General features: G+C 47.4%; 15 protein-coding genes and 1 other annotated feature. All 15 genes read right to left on the reverse strand.

The window, feature by feature from the left end; genetic code table 11:
* Positions 1–191: 191 nt before the first annotated feature.
* A complete protein-coding gene (gene ileS, locus ACR32F_RS22825; protein ID WP_440111043.1) occupies positions 192–3,290 on the reverse strand; it encodes an isoleucine--tRNA ligase in 3,099 nt (1,032 codons plus the stop codon).
* Between the two features lie 768 nt (positions 3,291–4,058).
* Positions 4,059–4,355, reverse strand: a binding site (T-box leader).
* Positions 4,356–4,412: 57 nt separating this feature from the next.
* Complete coding sequence (locus ACR32F_RS22830) at positions 4,413–4,922, reverse strand: DivIVA domain-containing protein (RefSeq protein ID WP_440111045.1); 510 nt, start codon at positions 4,920–4,922, stop codon at positions 4,413–4,415.
* Positions 4,923–5,167: 245 nt separating this feature from the next.
* Positions 5,168–5,950: an RNA-binding protein gene (locus ACR32F_RS22835; RefSeq protein ID WP_440111047.1), complete on the reverse strand. Its 783-nt coding sequence runs from the start codon at positions 5,948–5,950 to the stop codon at positions 5,168–5,170.
* A 19-nt stretch (positions 5,951–5,969) separates the two neighbouring features.
* Positions 5,970–6,236, reverse strand: coding sequence for a YggT family protein (locus ACR32F_RS22840; RefSeq protein WP_440111049.1), 267 nt, complete (start codon positions 6,234–6,236; stop codon positions 5,970–5,972).
* A gap of 7 nt (positions 6,237–6,243) precedes the next feature.
* A complete protein-coding gene (locus ACR32F_RS22845) occupies positions 6,244–6,711 on the reverse strand; it encodes a cell division protein SepF (RefSeq protein WP_440111051.1) in 468 nt (155 codons plus the stop codon).
* The gene (locus ACR32F_RS22850) at positions 6,702–7,403 is read right to left on the reverse strand and encodes a YggS family pyridoxal phosphate-dependent enzyme (protein WP_440111053.1); all 702 of its coding nucleotides are present in this window, start codon (positions 7,401–7,403) and stop codon (positions 6,702–6,704) included. Before ACR32F_RS22850 ends, ACR32F_RS22845 begins: the two co-directional genes overlap by 10 nt.
* Before the next feature lie 6 nt (positions 7,404–7,409).
* Entirely contained in the window at positions 7,410–8,309 is a 900-nt protein-coding gene (gene pgeF, locus ACR32F_RS22855) for a peptidoglycan editing factor PgeF (protein ID WP_440119989.1), read from the reverse strand.
* A gap of 51 nt (positions 8,310–8,360) precedes the next feature.
* A complete protein-coding gene (locus ACR32F_RS22860; RefSeq protein WP_440111055.1) occupies positions 8,361–8,753 on the reverse strand; it encodes a YlmC/YmxH family sporulation protein in 393 nt (130 codons plus the stop codon).
* Positions 8,754–8,950: 197 nt separating this feature from the next.
* Positions 8,951–9,733, reverse strand: a complete 783-nt coding sequence (gene sigG, locus ACR32F_RS22865) for an RNA polymerase sporulation sigma factor SigG (RefSeq protein WP_440111057.1) — start codon at positions 9,731–9,733, stop codon at positions 8,951–8,953.
* 111 nt (positions 9,734–9,844) lie between these two features.
* A complete protein-coding gene (gene sigE, locus ACR32F_RS22870) occupies positions 9,845–10,567 on the reverse strand; it encodes an RNA polymerase sporulation sigma factor SigE (protein WP_094937303.1) in 723 nt (240 codons plus the stop codon).
* Between the two features lie 11 nt (positions 10,568–10,578).
* Positions 10,579–11,559 (reverse strand): sigma-E processing peptidase SpoIIGA, encoded by a 981-nt coding sequence (spoIIGA, locus tag ACR32F_RS22875; RefSeq protein ID WP_440119990.1) that lies wholly within the window; start codon positions 11,557–11,559, stop codon positions 10,579–10,581.
* Positions 11,560–11,828: 269 nt separating this feature from the next.
* Positions 11,829–12,944, reverse strand: coding sequence for a cell division protein FtsZ (gene ftsZ / locus ACR32F_RS22880; RefSeq protein WP_440111060.1), 1,116 nt, complete (start codon positions 12,942–12,944; stop codon positions 11,829–11,831).
* Positions 12,945–13,094: 150 nt separating this feature from the next.
* Positions 13,095–14,375, reverse strand: a complete 1,281-nt coding sequence (ftsA, locus tag ACR32F_RS22885) for a cell division protein FtsA (RefSeq protein ID WP_440111062.1) — start codon at positions 14,373–14,375, stop codon at positions 13,095–13,097.
* A 293-nt stretch (positions 14,376–14,668) separates the two neighbouring features.
* The gene (locus ACR32F_RS22890) at positions 14,669–15,436 is read right to left on the reverse strand and encodes a cell division protein FtsQ/DivIB (RefSeq protein ID WP_440111064.1); all 768 of its coding nucleotides are present in this window, start codon (positions 15,434–15,436) and stop codon (positions 14,669–14,671) included.
* Between the two features lie 60 nt (positions 15,437–15,496).
* Entirely contained in the window at positions 15,497–16,780 is a 1,284-nt protein-coding gene (murA, locus tag ACR32F_RS22895; protein ID WP_440111066.1) for a UDP-N-acetylglucosamine 1-carboxyvinyltransferase, read from the reverse strand.
* Between the last annotated feature and the right edge of the window lie 17 nt (positions 16,781–16,797).

A 16,797-nucleotide genomic window follows, 5' to 3' on the forward strand; every position in this document is an offset into this window, starting at 1 on the left:
ATAGAAATCATTGCCCATTTGCTAAAAAAACAAACGAGCCAGGATACAGGGATTAATCTCCTGTATTCGAGGCTCGTTGCTATGTCTGTCTCTATATCCTGTCCTAATTGAATTGCAGTTACTCTGTCCCTATGGATATCGGGTACAGATATCCACTTTGAAAGAACCGCCTTAAGTGAAAAATCACGGCATTATCCTTCGATGTACACACCGAACGTTTTGCCCCCTGCTTCAATCCGTTCCATCAACTCATGGGTGCCAAAGGCCACTTCGGTTACGAGTACATTTTCACGCAGCACATCATCAAATGCCTGAATCGCTTCTTGAAGAGCAGAGTCCACATCAAGCGTCAAACGTACTCTTTTCTCAATCGCTAGATCCAATTTCTTCCGAGTATCTTGTACCGCACGAACGACTTCACGGACCCAACCTTCCTGTTCCAATGCAGTCGTGATCTCCGTATTGAGCGCTACTGTCAGACCGTATCCAGATGCCGAGGCAAAACCAGATTTGGCTTGTTTATCCACCAGCAGTTCCTCACTTGTCACTTGCAGCTCTTCGCCTTCTGGAGAAACAACGTTCAGAACACCTTCAGTAACCACTTTACGTGTCTCATCTGCCGACATGCCCTTAAAGAAGTTCTGCAGGAAACCTACATTCTTACCGTATTTCTTGCCGGCAACTTTCAGATTCAGCTTCAAAGTGAAATCAACGAATTCCGCATCATCATGCTCCGTACGGATACCTTTGACATTAATTTCGTCCTTGATGATCTCTTCATAACTCGCCAGATCAAAGCCTTTATCCAGGGAAACAATCAGCTCGGACAGCGGTTGACGTGTCTTGATGCCTGTTTCGTTACGAACGTTACGGGCAAGCTCAACAACTCGGCGTGCTGTCTCCATATCCTGCTCCAGATCCAGATCAATCAGGGATTCGTTGGCTACCGGATAATCATCCATATGCACGCTCTCACCTGTAGTGAGATTCAGATAGATATCTTCTGCGAGCATCGGTGTGAACGGAGCAACCAGCTTGGCTGTAGTCACCAGTACTTCGGTCAGCGTACGGTACGCGTCCAGTTTGTCTTCTGTCAATCCACTGCCCCAGAAACGATCACGGGAACGACGGATGTACCAGTTACTAAGCTCATCTACAAACGCCTCAATGGCTTTGGAAGAGTTCAGGTAGTCATTAACAGCCAGCGCTTTTTCCACAACGATAATCAGACTGTTCAGTCTGGACAAAATCCAGCGGTCCAACTTATGAGCCGACAGCTTGAACGGATGCTCCTGCGGATCAAATCCGTCAATTGTAGCGTACAACGTCATGAAAGCATGGGTGTTGACCAGCGTATCAATCATTTTGGATTTCGCTTCGCCAACAATACCTTTGGAGAAACGTTTGCTGTTCCACGGTGCGCTGTCAGATAACAAAGCCCAACGGAATGCGTCTGTACCATATTCTTCAATGACTTCCCAAGGATCGATAACGTTACCTTTGGATTTGGACATCTTCTGCCCGTTCTCATCAAGAACGTGACCTGTAGCCATAACCGCTTTGTAAGGCGCTTTGCCTGTCAAAAGGGTGGAAACTGCCAGCAAGCTGTAGAACCAGCCACGTGTCTGGTCAATCCCTTCACAGATCATATCTGCCGGATATTGCTGTTCGAATATTTCTTTATTTTCAAATGGATAGTGCTGCTGGGCAAACGGCATAGAGCCGCTATCGAACCAGACATCGATCACTTCCGGTGTACGTTTCATTTCATATTTGCCACAAGAGCTCATGACTTTGACGTCATCTACATAAGGTTTATGCAGCTCCAGGTTCTCAGGGACGTCGCCAATGGCACGGGCACGCAATTCAGCAATGCTATGTGGAGCAAACTGCTCACCTGTCTCATCACACACCCAGATATTCAGCGGGGTTCCCCAATAACGGTCACGGCTGATATTCCAGTCCACCAGGTCTTCCAGGAACTTCCCGAAGCGGCCTTCACGAATGTGACCCGGGTACCAGTCCACTTCACTATTGTTGGCGATCAGTTGATCCTTGATGGCTGTGGTTTGGATAAACCAGCTGTCCATTGCATAGTACAGAAGCGGTGTATCACAACGCCAACAGAACGGATAGCTGTGCTCATATTTTTCTTTGCTGAACAAGCGTCCTTTTTCCGAAAGATATCTCACGATATCAATATCACAATCCTTCACGAAACGTCCGGCAAAATCAGTAACCTCAGCGACAAATTTACCTTCCAGGTCCACCATGTTGACAAAGCTGATGCCATTCTCACGGCATACACGATAGTCGTCCTCACCATGGGCAGGAGCCATGTGTACGATACCCGTACCACTTGCATCTGTTACAAAGCCTGCGCCCAGGATGATGTTTGTTTTCTCAGCCTGTACGTAGTTGAACGGAGGGTCATACGTTTTACCAACCAGGTCGGCACCTTTCAATGCACCAATGATTTCATACTCACCTTTGGCGTCTTTCATGACTTTCTCCACCAGATTGGTCGCCATGATGTACACTTCATTGTCTTGACGAACACGGGAGTAGTCCATATCCGGATTCACGGCAAGTGCGACGTGTGAAGGCAGTGTCCAAGGCGTTGTCGTCCAGGCGAGTACGAATTCACCGCTATCATTCAACTTGAATTTGGCTGTCGCACTAAGGTCCTTCACATCCTTGTACCCTTGTGCAACTTCATGAGAACTCAGTGTAGTCTGGCAAGATGGACAGTATGGACTTACACGGTGACCGCGATACAGCAGACCTTTCTCATGAATTGTTGCCAGAATGTTCCATACACTCTCGATGTAGTTGTTGTCGAGTGTGATGTATGGGTTATTCATATCTGTCCAGTAACCGATACCTTCTGTCAGATCGCGCCATTGTTGTTCATATTCAAACACGCTGGCTTTACATTCGTTAATGAATTTCTCCACGCCATAATCTTCGATTTCCCACTTGTGGGAGATGCCGAGTTTTTTCTGTACACCCAGTTCGACCGGCAGACCATGTGTATCCCAGCCCGCTTTACGAACGACGCGGTAACCCTTCATTGTGTTATAGCGTCCAACAAAATCCTTGATTACCCGTCCCAGTACGTGACCGATATGCGGTTTACCATTGGCCGTAGGCGGACCCTCGTAAAATACGAAGTTCGGCTTGCCTTCCCGGTTTTCGATGGATCTTTTGAATGTATTTTCGGTTTTCCATTTGTTTAACATGCGTAGTTCTCTGGCACGTGCCTTCTCTTTGACGTCAACTCGTTGCATGATGATTTTCTTCCTTTCGACTGTTAGAATTGTGGACCGTCCACAAAAAGCGTTTCAATCCCCCTAAATCCCCCTTGCCAAGGGGGACCCCATAGGCGCTCCGCCCTCTGGACACCCGGAATGGTTGTCTTTGGCGGGAACTGCGGCGGCGTTGGTGAGACATGTGTATGCGTAGGTGACGGCCATTTTGCGGCTGTTCCCTTCGGCAACGCCGCATGGCCTCACCGCGAGAAGGGAGTTGCCGGGCGCTTCGCTCTCCCGGCGGTTGGCTCTCTCCTTGAGGTCCCTTCGGGCCTCATGGACGTTCGCCCTGGCGAAACCCGGTTGCCGGGCGCTTCGCTCCCCCGGCGGTTGGCTCTCTCCCTGAGGTCCCTTCGGGCCTCATGGACGTTCGCTTTAGCGAAACCGGTTGCCGGGTGCTTCGCTTCCCCGGCGATTGGCTCTCTCCTTGAGGTCCCTTCGGGCCTCATGTACGTTCGCCTTGGCGAAACCCGGTTGCCGGGCGCTTCGCTCCACCGGCGATTGGCTCTCTCCTTGAGGTCCCTTCGGGCCTCATGTACGTTCGCCCTGGCGAAACCCGGTTGCCGGGTGCTTCGCTTCCCCGGCGATTGGCTCTCTCCTTGAGGTCCCTTCGGGCCTCATGTACGTTCGCCTTGGCGAAACCCGGTTGCCGGGTGCTTCGCTCTCCCGGCGGGGGCTCTCTCCTTGAGGTCCCTTCGGGCCTCATGCACGTTCGCCTTTTTTGGACACAAAAAAACCCCATCCCTGGAAAGGGACGAGGTTGTGCTCGCGTTACCACCCTAATTCTGTTCATCACAAACCACATCCAATACAATTACATGGGTATGCTCTGTCATCAACAGCGCTTATGCCCCGCTAACACTACCGCAGGGTGCCGTTATAACGTTCGGCTCACGGTTTCGCTTACACACGGCAACAACTTCACCGCTTCAGCGTCACTTCTCCGGGGAGATATTCGGCTATAACTCATCCATTGGCTTGCACCAAAATGCCAACTCTCTGAGGGATGAGATCATAACGTACTGAACCCGTCATGGAATCACTATTCATTATGAATATAGTTATAGCCTCTTTGCAGGCAAAAGTCAACCAGGCGGCAGACTAATAAATTTCTTTCATCTCCCGCTCACGGTCACGCACTTCCTGCTCACGGCTCTCCAGCACTTCCCAACCATCCTGGGTCAGCAGTTCAAGCTGTGCTTCAACAAGCGTACGGAAACGAGCGCGATAGATTGATGCTTGCTTTTTCAGTTCTTCCACTTCCATAGCAATTTTGCGTGATTTGGACAACGACTCGTTTACGATCCGATCCGCATTTTTCTCTGCTTCCTTCACGATCAACTGTGCTTCTTTTTTCGCATTACTCTTCACATCATCCGCAGCTTCCTGCGCAATAATGATCGTTTTGCTCAGCGTCTCTTCGATCGTTGAAAAATGATCAAGTTTCTCCTGAACGGACAGCAACTGATTGCTCAGCTCTTTATTCTCGCGAATGACGCCTTCGTAATCTTTGATGACTTGGTCTAGGAATTCATTGACTTCATCCTCGTCATACCCGCGCAAGCGTCGGGAAAATTCCTTGTTGTGTATGTCCAGCGGCGTTAATGGCATGCTGTCCACCTCCTGTAAAAGTTCCTTCCCGTACCGAGAAGGTTTGCAGCATATGGGTTCCACCCAAGGGGCCGTATATATGATGGCCAATTCTGGCCACTTATACGGAATGCAGAATCAGACTCTGATCCTTATAGACGGTCATATCAACCTTTGCACTTTAATGTATATCGGAAACACCGAATGTTTTTTTGCACCTTTACCTTAAACAATTCGACAAGAAAGCAGGTTTTCCTGCAACACACTTAGGCAAATTTACCGATTTTTAAGCGGCAGCGTCCCTTCTTGGTCATGCCATCTTGTTCCAGTACCTTGAAACGACCAAAACCTTGAATGGATACGACGTCCCCAGTCTTCAGCTGTTTGGATGGATCTTCTTCCACTTTCCAGTTCACACGGCAACGGCCAGCCTTGATTGGAACCAGAACTTTACTCCGACTAAGTCGATACACATCTGCACAGATGCCATCCAAACGCAATGAAGCAACCGTAATGTCCATTGTGTCCAGTTTGCTCTCAGACCATTTCATCTGATCCATTGCCAGCAACTCAGTGAACACATGTACCCGATGTACCTGATTCAGTTGAAGCGATAAAAAAGCGCCGGTTTCCGACGCCACCACGGTGTGGCAACCGTCCTCCAGCACTTGGATATCCCCAATCTTTCCCCGTTTCATCCCAAGCCCAAGCAGGGAACCCATATAGTCCCCATGCTCCAGCTCCGAGATTTTCTGATCATCAGACGTGATACTCAACACCTGCATACCCATATCTTCATCGTCAAGATAGCGATAATCTGGTGCTACCAGCGCACGTTTGCGTTCAGCTGCTTCATAACCACCGTCCAGACGAATCTGGACATCAGCTCGACGATTCACAAGCGTTTGCAAAATAAAAGCCTGTCTGGGATCAAGAAAGTCAGTTAGCTTCATGTCATGAAGCTTGCCTGCACGTTCAACCCATTCCGAAGCTTTATCCACAAAATCACGCTCATCGCTGCTAAAATGCTCGTAAAATTCACCGCTCATCTATGTTCACCCTACCCTACTATGCAAAATACCGGAGTATGGAAACCAGCCCATTAAGCGCGAGTTGAAGAACGATCAGCGCCACAATTGGGGAAATATCCAGCATACCGAACAAAGGCGGAATAAATCGACGGAAAGGACTTAGATAAGGTTCCACTAACTTGCTCAGCCATTCACCGATGAAGCTCTCCCTTGCGTTGGGAAGCCATGACATCAATATGTAGACAATGACCATGTAAAAGTAAATCTGATATGCAAAACCCAAAATATTAACTAACGACTCCAAAAGCGGCTCACCTCATTCTGTTATAATCTTGCTCGCTGTCAGCCAGTATTTCCGTAATTGCTCCCTGAATTTCAACCGTATCTGGCGTACAGAGAAAAATGTTGCCACCAATTTTTGAAATACCGCCGCCCAGTGCATACACCGTGCCACTCAAAAAATCAATGACGCGTAATGCCTGATCCTGACGAACCCGCTGCAGGTTAACAACAACCGTACGATGGGAGCGCAGATGGTCGGCAATCTCCTGAGCTTCGTCATAAGAACGCGGTTCATAAAGAACGACTTTAACATTTTTCTGGGAATGAATGCTCACCACATTATTGCCCCTTTGGTTTCTACGTTTATCTAGACTTGAGGTTTCAGCTTCCTGTTGATCCGTTTCATTCTCATCTTGTGCCGCCAACCGTTCACGTTCCACAATTTCTTCTTCTTCCTGAAGCCCAATGAAATTCATAAATTTATTAATTACGCCCATCGTGAACCCTCCTCTTTTCCTACGAGAATCGATCCCAGCCGAACCCAGGTTGCCCCTTCTTCAATCGCCACTTCAAAATCATTCGACATGCCCATCGATAGCTCGGTCAACGGCTCTGCTGTCAACGCCTGTCCATTCAAATGGTCTCTAAGCTCACGCAGTCCACGAAATACGGGACGTGTAAGCTCCGGATCTTCCTCATGGGGTGCCATGGTCATCAAGCCGATGACCTTCAGGTTGTTGAACGAACGGATTTCACGCAAAAAAGAACTCGCCTCTTCAGGCTGCAAGCCATATTTGCTCTCTTCACCTGAAATATTCACCTGTATAAGCGTTTCTACCTGTATGCCAAGAGAAGCGGCCTTTTTATCCAGCTCCTTGGCCAAGGACAAACGATCCAGTGAATGTATGTAACGGAATTTACCAATGACGTCCTTCACCTTATTCGTCTGTAAATGACCGATAAAATGCCAGGTGCCCTGTTGACCGAATGCTTCCCATTTGGCCTGTGCATCCTGCCAGCGGTTTTCTCCAATATGCTCAAGACCATGGTCAAGTACAGATCCCGTCGTTTCAAGTGAGACGTATTTCGTGACTGCAATTACATTTACGTCTTCACGATGACGGCCACTGCGTTGACACGCGGCTTCGATCTTCTGATTTACCTGTTGTATACGCTCCTCCAATGACACAGAGGGTCACCTCTCTTCCAGCCCAATCCAGCTCGCCATTCTCCCGGTAATGCCATTTTCTTTGCGATATGAGAAAAAAAGCTCGGGATGGCAGCTTGTACACCAAGTTGTACATTCGATATGATCCGGCAATATTCCTGCTATCATCATAATGTGTCGATTGCATTCTTTCAAGTTTAACATCGTTTTACCGTTTTCGGTCGGCTGATACACTTTGTTAAATGCAGAATCCTTGTATTTATCATTACCCGGGGAATGTTCAAACCAAACCCGTACATGCTGCATGACCGCTTCATCCACTTCATAACAGCAATCCCCAATCGAGGGACCGATGGCGGCACGAATATCCTCTCTACTGCTTCCATATTCCCGCTCCATCGTTTCCACCATGGATTGGGCAATACCTGCAACCGTTCCTTTCCATCCGGCATGAGCAAGCCCCACTGCTTGTTGTACGGGGTCATAGAAATAGAGGGGCACACAGTCTGCATAAAAAGAAGTCAGCAGCACACCCGGCACATTGGTGACCAATCCATCCGAATCCTGCAACGCAGACTGCCGATCCAGCAAACCTCTGCCCCGATCTTGAGCTGTAATTACAGCGACATCTTTGCCGTGCACTTGCTCTCCGCAGGTCCACGCTTCAACCGGAAAGCCAAGCTTCTCCGTTACAAGTCTTCGGTTATGGAGTACATCTGCCGGATCATCACCCACATGATAAGCCACGTTGAGGCTGGCATAAGGCGCTTTTCCGATACCACCCTGCCTTGTCGTAAATCCGGCCTTCATTTGGTCAAATTGCTGTCTCCATGGCTCCACATATAATAACATCGGGTCAGTTCCAACGGTTGAGTTTGGGCTGTCAGACCCTTCAAGTATGTCTTTTTCCAAAATAAACGGTTCCATCATCTCACCTCACCACTTCCAGTGTACCAAATGAATCCCATTCTGTCTCGGTTAGATCGTACGGCGCTGGCTGCGATTCATTCGTTCAATACGTTCCACACGATCTACTCGTTGGTTCTGTTGTTCATCATACAAGCGGGCTTCACGGTCACGCTCATCATAAGTATTTTCCTTCATCTCATCCATTTTTACCAAGATGACATCCGATCCAATCTTCACGATGTTTCTCCAGGGGATCACCAGATCCGTTCCTCCTCCAAAGAGACCCATAAATCGGCTGTAACCTGGTACAACAATAGCTTCAATTCGTCCCTGCTTCAGATCCAGCTCCAAATCGCTAATCTGACCCAGACGTTTACCATCTGTAATGTTAATGACATCCTTGGTCTGAAAATCAGAAATTTTCATGCCCCGTTCTGCCGTTTCACCTGTGTTCACTTTCATTTCCTACGCCCCCCGCCTAATCCGCTTTTGCCCGTTCTACGCTTCTATACACTATATGTTCCAGACGCGAATAATGTCCTGTTTTTCAAACGAATCCAGAATGAATCCGATGCCACCCCCATTTTTCTATAACAGCAAAAAGACGATCAACGGAAAGAATATCCTCCTCTGATCGTCCTCTTGTGGTTCACGTCATGTTACGACTTCACATGTTTCTGCATCTGCTGTATAGCCGATTTCTCCAGACGTGATACTTGCGCCTGGGAAATTCCAATTTCATCAGCCACTTCCATCTGGGTTTTCCCTTCGAAAAAACGCATGGACAAAATCATCTTTTCGCGCTGACCCAGACGGTGCATCGCTTCGCGCAGTGCGATTTCCTCAATCCACGATACATCCTTATTTCTATCATCACTGATCTGATCCATGACATAGATCGGATCTCCGCCATCATGATAGATCGGTTCAAAGAGCGAAACCGGGTCCTGAATGGCGTCCAATGCAAAAACCACATCTTCCTTCGGCACATTTAGTACTTCAGAAATTTCGAATATCGTCGGTTCACGGGAATTTTTATTCGTCAGGCTGTCACGGACCTGAAGCGCTTTATAAGCAATGTCCCGCAAAGAGCGAGATACCCGGATCGGGTTATTATCGCGCAGGTATCGACGGATTTCACCGATAATCATCGGCACCGCGTAGGTGGAAAATTTGACATTCTGGGATAAATCAAAATTATCAATGGCTTTCATCAGGCCGATACATCCAACCTGGAACAGATCATCGACAAACTCCCCCCGATTGTTAAAGCGTTGAATGACACTGAGCACCAGGCGCAGGTTGCCATTCACTAATTTCTCTCTTGCTGAGCGATCATGGTGCTGCTGAAGGGAATGAAACAATTCCCGCATTTCTGTGTTGGTGAGGACAGGCAATTTTGCGGTGTCCACGCCACAAATCTCGACTTTGTTTCGGGTCATCGTGATTTACCTCCCAAGGAGAAACATTAATGTACATTATCTCCGGGGCAGGCTTTTTTATTCGTACTTGGCACCCTTGCCATTAATACCCATTACGGAAAATGCTCCTTTTCAGACCATTTTGTTGAACTCCTTACGTAGTCTTTTAATGATTCTTTTTTCGAGACGAGAGATGTAGGATTGAGAGATTCCAAGCAGATCTGCGACATCCTTTTGTGTCTTTTCTTCCCCATCCGTCAGACCAAAGCGAAGCTCCATAATCATTCGTTCACGCTCGGTTAATTTTTCCAAGGCTTTATGCAAAAGCTTTCGGTCTACCTGTTCTTCAATATTCCGATAGATTGTATCGTTCTCTGTACCCAACACATCGGATAATAATAGTTCATTTCCATCCCAATCGATGTTGAGGGGTTCGTCAAAAGAAACTTCCGTACGAATTTTATTATTGCGGCGCAAGTACATCAATATTTCATTTTCAATACAACGCGATGCATACGTCGCCAGTTTGATTTTCTTTTCCGGGTCAAATGTATTTACGGCTTTGATTAGTCCGATCGCACCAATGGAAACCAGATCTTCAATGTTGATACCTGTATTCTCGAATTTGCGCGCGATGTACACCACCAGACGCAGGTTCCGCTCAATCAGCATGGCACGGATCGCCGAGTCCCCTGAAGACAGCTTTTGCAACAAAAATTCCTCTTCTTCCCGTGTCAATGGGGGAGGCAGTGCCTCACTGCCTCCAATGTAATAAATCTCTTCACTCTTCAAACCAAGCAGGAATAATAAACGATAGTATTGCAGCTGTGCCACCAGTTTCCATTTTACAAGCATGTACGTTCCTCCTATACCACATTCAGCGGCTTTTCTGTTGCTCCCGCAGAGATAGCCGTAGACTGCGCAGAAGCAGCGTCTTGCACAAGCTCAGGATGAATCACGGCCTGGTATTTTCCATCGGATGACAGCACACCCCCATCCAACCCTATTAATACTTTTGTTGTCTCATAACACATCTCATCCATCGTTATCCTTACCCGGTCTGGCTTTATTGCCAGCATAAACGCAGTGCCCTTGTTAATGCCCCGATAGGGTACAAGCCTTAATCGATCCTGCCAGTGGAAATCCTCTTGATTCAGCTCCATAATAAGGTTGTCCGGCGCCTCATCCTTCAACCTGCCCTTCCATGCAGCAGGTAGCATGGCTTGCCACAACGATACCTCCATCACCATGACGGGCATGCGCGAGAGGGGGTCCGTGAGTTGATTCCCGGTATCTAGAAGGCCTGTACAAGAAATGATGACCTCGTCGATGGAAACCTCCACTTTGCCCAAGTACGTTGTCATTCGATCTGTTTTTCGTTTCGAGCTTTGTATTGCTTTGAACAAAAAAAGCACAGCAAAGAATACGACAAATGTGAACCAAAAGGCGATTTTCAGGTCAAATGACATTCCACCCGATGCCGTAAACCAAATGCCGTTAAACAATTCCCCAGAGCTCTGAAGCATGTAATGCACACCCAGAATTCCCCCGGCGGCGACAAAATTGATCACATAGAAGGTGCCCAAGGTCCGTAAAAAAGCCTGCAGACCCTTAAACCCAAAAGCAATCGTTAACATCACCAGAGACAGTGCAAACTTGATCAAAAAGGTGAACATAAAATCAAACTCCGGCACAAACATCATGACGACATACAACGCACCCACAATCGCGGACAGGAACCATCTCCACCAGACCAGCTTCGTTTTACGCATCCAGGCCGTCAACCCGATAAGTGCACCGTCAATACACAGGTTCGTCAAAAAAATAAGATCCACATAAACTACCACACTCATTCACCTGCCTGCGCGCAACATATCGAAATAACGGTATCCCGATATTCATGAGCATATTCACAAGTATACGGAGCGCACTTTTCAAAGTCTGTCTAATCATGGGGGGAGCGTTTCAACTTTTTTTGTCGGAATTACTCAGGCCCGTTTTTCAGAATTTGTTCAGGTATGGTGTGGTATGATGATAAGCAAAATCAAAAAAAACCAAAAAAAGACCCGAGCGCTCCATCTGGAGCACCGGGTCTTCATTTAGATCTATCGAAGTATTAATCGTTGTTATTATTGCGTGAACGATTGCGCAAAAATGTCGGAATATCCAGCTGATCATTGCTGCTCGGCTGATTTCCGAACGGACGCAAGTTGGGCGAACGGTTATCCGCAGGCTCACTCGCTGGAGCAGGTTTGCGTACTGGTGGAGGCGAAGCAGGCTTGTCCTCAAAGCCGGTTGCAATAACCGTAACTTTAATCTCCTCCTTCAGGTCCTCATCAATGATGGCACCGAAAATCATGTTCACATCCGGATCGGAAGCAGATGTAACAATCTCTGCTGCTTCATTCACCTCATACAAGGACAAATTAATTCCACCTGTAATGTTCATGATAACACCACGCGCACCTTCAATGGATGTTTCCAGCAAAGGACTCATAATTGCTTTACGAGCTGCTTCAGCCGCACGATTCTCACCGGTAGCTTCACCGATTCCCATCAAAGCTGAACCGCGCTCCGTCATAATTGTTTTCACGTCTGCAAAGTCAAGGTTAATCAGACCCGGTACTGCAATCAAATCAGAGATACCTTGTACCGCTTGACGAAGAACATTATCCGCTTGACGGAAAGCTTCAAGCATTGGTGTCTTCTTGTCTACGATTTCAAGCAAACGATCATTTGGAATGACGATCAGTGTATCCACTTTTTCCTTGAGTGCTTCAATACCTTGCTCAGCATGGCTGGAACGTTTGCGTCCTTCGAACGTGAACGGACGAGTTACCACGCCCACTGTAAGTGCACCACATTCTTTGGCGATCTCGGCGATAACCGGAGCCGCACCTGTACCTGTACCGCCGCCCATACCAGCGGTTACAAATACCATGTCTGCACCTTTCAACGTGTTCATGATCAGATCACGGGATTCTTCTGCTGCTTTTTTACCTACATCCGGGTTGGCGCCAGCACCAAGACCACGAGTCAATTTATCACCGATTTGCAATTTATGCTCGGATTTTGCCAGGTGTAATGCCTGTGCATCCGTGTTCACCGTAATAAATTCAACACCTTGTACATCATTTTCGATCATACGGTTGACCGCATTGCTTCCGCCGCCGCCTACACCTATGACTTTAATCTGAGCCAAGCTCTCCATCTCGAAATCAAATTCCAACATATTATTCCATCTCCCCCTCAATGTGCATGGATGGCCCGTCCAATTTTTGATTTGAACCGAATCCATTTCATATATCAACGAACGAAAGCGTTTATTTTAGAACCAGCGCATTCAGACGGCTTCAAGAATGTATGAAATGGATTCAACCTGTTATATAAATTCGCTGAACATATTTTTCAGCCGCTCGAAGAGACCTGGTTTTTGCTCCGATTCCTGAGCCGCATTCGGCTTAGTACGGTTGGTCGGTTTCTTATTGTTATTATTGTTGTTACTTCCACCACCGCTGTTGATCGAGGGACGAATACGCAAACTGCGAATTACACTATGCAAAATACCGACTCCGCTTGTGTATCCAGGATCACGCACACCAATATAATCCGGAACCGCAACTCGTACTGAAGCAGCAAGCTCATGCTGAGCTACCTGTAAGACACCCGGCATAGAGACCGTACCTCCCGTTAGTATATAACCTCCGGGAAGATCATTGTAACCAAGGCGTTTCACTTCTTGAGAAATCATCTGGAATATCTCCTGAACTCGGGGTTCAATGATAGCCGCCAGATCCTCTTGAGAGAACTCCTTATCTACGTTACTGCCAATCCGCGTTACCTTGAACATGACATCCGCCGCAGCATCATCCAGCCATGCGCAACCATATTTCAACTTAACCTTTTCGGCTTGATCCGTTAATGTACGGAGACCATAGGCAATGTCATTGGTTACGAATTCCCCGCCAATCGGAAGCGTTGAAGTTGCAACGAGACTGTCTTCTTCGAAGATGGCAATGGTTGTAGCACCTGCTCCAATATCAACAAGTACAGACCCCATCGTTTTTTCATCCTTGGACAAAGCCAGCTGACCTGCTCCAAGTGACATGAGTACCAGATCACTTACTTTCAGACCCGCTTTTTCCACGCAGCGCAAAAGATTATGTATCGCGGTTTTTGCACCCGTGATGATCGTCGCCTCAACCTCCAAACGAACACCAATCATACCACGGGGATCCTGAATGCCCTCCAAGCCGTCTACAACATACTGCTTGGCGACAACATCAATAATTTCCCGTTCCGGCGGAACCGCAATCACTTCGGCTGCTTTCAACACCCGCTCCATGTCTTCTTCTCCGATTTCACGATCCTCGTTAGATACTGCCACGACACCGTGACTGCTCATCAGTCCGATATGATTTCCCGAGATTCCAACATATACTTCGGATATTTGAATACCTACCATACGTTCTGCATGATCCACTGCATTGCGGATTGATTGCACCGTCTGATCGATATCTACGATTACACCTTTGCGAATTCCTTCCGAGTCGGCAGATCCAACTCCAATAATATTAAAGGTTCCATTATTCATTTCCCCAATAATAGCGCGAATTTTGGATGTACCGATGTCCAAACTAACAATGATGTCATTGTTGCTCAAGTCTGTGGCACCTCCTGACTCCAATAGTAAAATACGTTCGGGTTTAAACACTCTTAAAACATATTCAACACACTTTAGGCTTTCCCTCTTTTTTCTACAATGTTTTTGGGTGCCAAGATCTGGGTTGCGAGACATAAAACCTTGAAGAAAAAAGAAGGAGGCAACTCAGGTGCCATAAGTTCAAGTGTATCATTTTTTCTTCATCTCAGAAAGAACAACTTTCACTGATAAAAGGGGCTAAACCCCGATCCCGCCTGGTTTTTGAGTACATTTCCGCTGAATGGGGGCGAAAATCAGGGTGTTGCTCCTGGCTCTGCATCTTCTTCAGGGTTATCAGGAATGAAAGGCACATACGTATCGGCCTCAAGCATTGTGATTTTACCCGGCCGTTCCGTCTCAATGACTTGATTTAGATACTCCACTTTATCCGACAATAGAGAGACCGTTGTAATCACTTCAAACTGTGACTTGGTATACAATCGGATCTGATCCGGGAATGACGGTGTAGGATTCGGAATGATTTCCGATATATCTGTCGTTAGTTCATTTGGAATTTTGGCCAATGTCTCGCTCAGCTTGGCTTTAAGGGGATCATCCGTCTTCCACTGGGTCAGAATCGGTTTCTCCACCGCAACTCCGATCGTGGCTGGAACCGTTAGGCTTGTCCCACTTGCAAGTATCGCTTTAAGCGTACCGTCAGAATCGAGTTCGTACGCAACCGTCGGATACTCTTGGACCTGAATATGAATAATGCCAGGAAACTGCTTATCCACAGTTACGGTTGATACAGCTTTGATGGTTTTCAGACGCTCAATTACATCAGCCGAGCTTGTCCCAAAAAACTGTTCGCCCTCTTTCAAACCACTTTTTTCCAGTAGCTCCGAAGTCGTTGTGTATACATTACCCGTAATCTGGATGGCTGAAATCCGGCTCATCGAAGAACGAAAGAATAATACAGCAAGTAATACAATAAAAAGAAGTAAGAGAATAACAACAATTTTACGACTGGTGTTTCGTTTAGGTCGATTCTTCTTGAGAACCGGAATTTGATTTTTAGGCATAGGTCGCGCTCCACAAAGCCTCTGGTCCCCTCCCTATTAAAGAAGGGGACTCAAAGGACGTTAATTGGCAAAATCAAGCTGTTTCGAAACGGCGGACTGTCGCTCAACGGAAGCTCCAAGACTCTGGAAGAGCTTCTCGATGCGATCGTACCCTCTGTCAATATGATGCACCTGCTCCACAACCGTTTTGCCCTGAGCAGCAAGACCAGCAATGACTAATGCCGCACCTGCACGCAAATCGGTTGCTTCCACTGTAGCCCCGTACAAACGGGGAACACCACGGATAAATGCTGCATTCAGGTCTACCGAAATATCAGCACCCATTACATTCAGCTCTTCCACATGTTTGAAGCGGCCCTCGAATACCGTCTCCTTCATAACACTAAAACCGTCTGCCAGACTCAGCAGCACCATAATTTGCGACTGCAGGTCTGTTGGAAACGAAGGATATGGAGAAGTCACAATACGGTCTACGGATTTCGGACGGCTCATACAGCTCACTGTCATTATATCATTGCAGACTGTGATTTGAACACCAATGCGCTTCAACACATGTATAAGTGAAGTAAGATGTGCCGGATTACAGTGTGTAAGCGTTACATTTCCTCTCGTTGCTGCTGCTGCAATCATCACGGTTCCGGCAACGATCCGATCAGGTATAATCTCATATGAACAAGGATTCAATTTCTCTACCCCATTGATCGTGATCGTATCCGTTCCGGCGCCAATAATTCGTGCACCCATGGCATTCAGAAAATGCTGCAGGTCCTGTATCTCCGGTTCTCTGGCGGCATTAAATATAGTTGTTGTACCCTTAGCCATAACGGCTGCCATCATAATGTTTTCAGTAGCCCCTACACTGGGGTAATCCAGATGAATGTCTGCACCCACCAGGTTGCGGCCATGGCAGATAATCTGCTGATCCTGCTCTTCAATCAAAGCTCCGAGCGATTCAAGGCCCCGGAGGTGAAGATCAATTTTACGTTCCCCGATGGCACATCCACCTGGCTGGTATACAGATACCTGCCCAAACTTAGCCAACAATGGTCCCATTAAAAAAATGGAAGAACGCATCTGTTTCATGAGATCCTCAGGCACATCATATGACCGGATAGACGATGTATCTATCGTCACTGTTCCCTGTTCATGCCGACACGTGCATCCAAGCCGTTCCAGGATATACAGCATCACTTCAATGTCCAACAAGTACGGAACGTTGTGCAGTGTAACTTCTCCATCTGCCAACAAACTTGCGGCCATAATCGGTAAAGCGGCATTTTTTGCTCCATGGATGCGTATGGATCCTGAGAGGGGTTTCCCGCCTTCAATCACCAATTTGTCCAATGTATCACCTCCGGGGT

Origin of the sequence: Paenibacillus hebaui, assembly GCF_051934385.1 — a bacterium.
In the GTDB taxonomy this organism is placed as follows: Bacteria; Bacillota; Bacilli; order Paenibacillales; family Paenibacillaceae; genus Paenibacillus.